The 3,722-nt window shown below is 68.5% G+C and carries 5 protein-coding genes; 3 read left to right on the top strand and 2 right to left on the bottom strand.

What is annotated here, in order from left to right; translation table 11 throughout:
• Positions 1 to 134: FGGY family carbohydrate kinase (locus tag AC1DZ6_RS21175; protein ID WP_477099109.1), on the bottom strand; the 134-nt coding region annotated here is incomplete at its 3' end.
• Between the two features lie 172 nt (positions 135 to 306).
• Between AC1DZ6_RS21175 and AC1DZ6_RS21180 the strand changes: the two genes are divergently transcribed.
• The 3 genes from AC1DZ6_RS21180 (at position 307) to AC1DZ6_RS21190 (ending at position 2,831) form a co-directional block, all read left to right on the top strand.
• Entirely contained in the window at positions 307 to 1,392 is a 1,086-nt protein-coding gene (locus AC1DZ6_RS21180) for a DUF2336 domain-containing protein (protein WP_477099110.1), read from the top strand.
• A gap of 53 nt (positions 1,393 to 1,445) precedes the next feature.
• Positions 1,446 to 2,228, top strand: coding sequence for an NAD kinase (locus AC1DZ6_RS21185; protein ID WP_477099111.1), 783 nt, complete (start codon positions 1,446 to 1,448; stop codon positions 2,226 to 2,228).
• Positions 2,229 to 2,348: 120 nt separating this feature from the next.
• Entirely contained in the window at positions 2,349 to 2,831 is a 483-nt protein-coding gene (locus AC1DZ6_RS21190; RefSeq protein WP_477099107.1) for an Hpt domain-containing protein, read from the top strand.
• Positions 2,832 to 2,923: 92 nt separating this feature from the next.
• Here AC1DZ6_RS21190 and AC1DZ6_RS21195 read toward each other — a convergent pair.
• Positions 2,924 to 3,722: ATP-binding protein (locus AC1DZ6_RS21195; RefSeq protein ID WP_477099108.1), on the bottom strand; the 799-nt coding region annotated here is incomplete at its 5' end.

A 3,722-nucleotide genomic window follows, 5' to 3' on the forward strand; every position in this document is an offset into this window, starting at 1 on the left:
ACCCAGCCGTCGCGCGGATAGCTCTGGCGCAGCGGCCGGCCGGCGTCGCACACCGGCTTGCCGTCGGCCTGGAACAGGATGGCGCGGGTGCTGGTCGTGCCCTGATCGAGCGCGAGGATCAGAGGTTGGCCCATGCGTCTTGCGTCTCCCTGGCGGTCTTGTCCTGCGGCATCGCGACGCTTGCGCCCCGCGTGTCATGGATTCYCCTGTTTAAGCATGTTTTCATCTGACGCCGCCAAGGTCCGTCTTGGTTAAGCTTTGATTTCGAGGAGGCTGGTGAGCCAGGCCGCCCAGACCGCGCAACTCTTGTCCCTGGCCCGCAGCCGCGAGCCGGCCGATCGCGAGCGCCTGCTCGCCGGCATCGTGGAGATGTGCGACGCGGGCCAGGCCGAAGGCCGACCGGCCGCGCCCGAAGTCCAGATCCTGCTCGACTCCATCTTCATGACCCTGGTGGTCGAGGCCGAGCGCGACATCCGCGCCCGCCTGGCCCAGAGCCTGGCCGACGCCACCTGGGCGCCGCCGGCCCTGATCAACATCCTGGCTCTCGACGAGATCGAGATCGCCCGCCCGATCATCGCCCGCAGCCCGATCCTGCAGGATCACGACCTGATCCGCCTGCTGGTCCAGGCCACGCTGGAGCACCAGATCGAGATCGCCCGCCGCCCGCGGCTGTCGCCGGCCGTGGTCGAGGCGATCCTGGCCAAGGACGAGTCGGCGGTGCTGACCGCCCTGGCCTCCAACACCACCGCCCAGATCTCGCCCGAGGGCCTGCGCCGGCTGGTCGACAAGGCCCGCGACGTGGTCGCCGTGCGCTCGCCCCTGGCCCGGCACCCCAACCTGTCGGGGGACCTGGCCGAGCAGCTGTATCTTTGGGTGGGCCGCGCCCTGCGCGACACCCTGACCGCCCGCTTCCAGCTGGATCCCGAGAAGATGGCCAAGGCCGTCGAGGCCTCGCTGCGCGCCGCCCACGCCGGCGCGGCGGTCGCCGACACGCCGTCCGTCGAACAGGCCGAGGATCGCGAGGAGATGGAGGCGGCCCTGGTCGAGAAGCTGGACGCCGCCGGTCAGCTGCGCCCTGGTTATTTGCTGCGGGTGCTGCGCGAGCGTCGCCTGCCGCTGTTCCTGTTCGCCCTGGCGCGCCTCGGGAGTTTCGACATCCGCCAGGTGCGGCGTGCGGTCGACAGCAACCGTCCCGAACTGCTGGCCCTGGCCTGCTCGGCCGTCGGCATCGACCGCAGCGTCTTCCCGACCATCCTGGCCCACGTGCGCGAGCTGAACGGCGGCCGTCCCGGCGGCGGCGCGGAAGCCGCCCGCAAGGCCAGCGGCGCCTTCGGCCCGTTCGCCCCGGACATCGCGGCGATGGCGTTCCGGCAAGCGGTCAGCGCGGCCTAACCTAGCCGCCAATGCGGTTTGACAACCCGCCGCCGATCCAGCCACTTGGCGGCATGTTCCAGCCCCTGCCCTTCGTGACTCGCCTGACCTTCAAGGGCAGTGACCGCCCCGAGGCGCAGGAAGCCGTGGAGCGCCTGCGCGCCCGCTATGGCGACGTCGGCGACGAGAGCGCCCAGGTGATCGTCGCCCTGGGCGGCGACGGCTTCATGCTGGAGACCCTGCACGACACCATGCAGCGCCAGACGCCGATCTACGGCATGAACCGCGGCTCGGTCGGCTTCCTGATGAACGAGTACAGCGAGGACGACCTGCTGGCCCGGATCAACGCCGCCGAGCGGGCCGTAATCCACCCGCTGGCCATGGTCRCCATCGACTCCAACCGCAAGCAGCACCGGGCCCTGGCCATCAACGAGGTGTCGCTGCTGCGCCAGACCCGCCAGACCGCCAAGCTGCGCATCAGCATCGACGGCAAGGTGCGCATGGGCGAGCTGGTCTGCGACGGCGTGCTGCTGGCCACGCCGGCCGGCTCCACCGCCTACAACCTCTCGGCCCATGGCCCGATCATCCCGATCGGCGCCCAGGTGCTGGCCCTCACCCCGATCAGCGCCTTCCGCCCCCGTCGCTGGCGTGGCGCGCTTTTGCCGCAGACGGCGCGGGTGACCTTCGAGGTCCTGGAATGCGATAAGAGGCCGGTAAGCGCCGTGGCCGACAATTTCGAGGTTCGCGACGTGGTCGAGGTCCACATCGCCGAGGACAGCAGCGCCAGTCTCTCCATGCTCTTCGACGCCGGTCGAAGCCTAGAGGAGCGGGTTCTGACGGAGCAGTTCTCGGCCTGACAACGTTGGACTTATTGGTCAGGGCGCTCCTCGCCCATTGGTCAGGGTAGAAACGGGCGTCTCATCTAATGTTAACGCCTTGATCCTACATTTCAGACCAATGCCTAGGGGGAAGCGTTCGTGACCAACAAGTCCGCCGCGGAAGTGATTCAGGTGCCGAACATGCTCAAACTCAAGGTAGGCGGTCGCGGCGGGATCGACATGGCGGCCATCGCCAAGGCCGAAGCCGCGCTGAAAAGCCTGTCGGGAAACTTCGCCCAGTGGCTGAACGACGAGATCGTCAAGCTCGAAGCCGCTCGTCAGGAAGTTCGCGCCCAGGGCCTGAACGCCGAGACGGTCGAGACCCTCTACCTGCGCGCCCACGACCTGAAGGGCCTGGGCGCCACCTACGAATTTCCGTTGATCACCCGCCTGGCCGCTTCGCTGTGTCGGCTGATCGACGACCCGGAGACGCGCCTGTCGGCGCCCATGTTCCTGGTCGACGGCCATATCGACGCCATCAAGGCCTGTGTCCGCGACGACATCAAGACCGACACCCACCCGGTGGGCAAGGTGCTGGCCGCCGAGCTGGAAGGCCGCGTGGCGGACTATCTGGCCGGCTGACCCGGCCGGTCTGACCCAGGTTCTGGAAAGCCCCGGCGGCGCGCCGGGGCTTTTCTTTTGTCCGCTGCTTCCAAAATCCGTTGCGGGATCGGCTAGCTCTCGATGATCTCGCGCACCCGCGCGCCCAGGGCCGACATGGCGAAGGGCTTGGTGATCACCTGCATGCCGGCGTCCAGGTGGCCGTTGCCGACCACCGCGTTCTCGGCATAGCCGGTGATAAAAAGCACCTTCAGGTCGGGCCGGCTGGTCCGCGCGGCGTCGGCCACCTGCCGGCCGTTGACTCCGCCGGGCAGGCCGACGTCGGTGATCAGCAGGTCGATGCGCGCGTCGGACTGCAAGATCTTCAGGCCCGCTGGTCCGTCCGGAGCGGTCAGCACGCGATAGCCGGCCTCCTCCAGCACGTCGGCCACCAGGATGCGGATCCCTTCCTCGTCGTCGATGATCAGCACGGTCTCGCCGTGTCCCTCCTCGGCGCCGGCCTGGGCGTCAGGGACCTCGACGGTCTCAAGCTCCCCGACGAAGCGCGGGAAGTACAGGCACATGGTCGTGCCTTCCCCAACCTCCGAATAGATCCGCACCTGACCGCCCGACTGGCGGACGAAGCCGTGGATCATCGACAGGCCCAGACCCGTCCCTTGACCCAACGGCTTGGTGGTGAAGAACGGATCGAAAGCCCGCTCGATCACCTCGGGCGTCATGCCCGTGCCGCTGTCGGTGACGCAGAGCGAGGTGTATTGGCCCGGCGGCAGGTCGCGATCGGCGGCGGCCCGGCTGTCCAGCCACTTGTTGGCCGTCTCGATCGTCAAGCGGCCGCCGTCGGGCATGGCGTCGCGGCCGTTGATGACCAGATTCAGCAGCGCGTTCTCCAGCTGGGAGGGATCGACCCGCACC

This window comes from Caulobacter sp. P1_B12_2 (assembly GCF_056406675.1).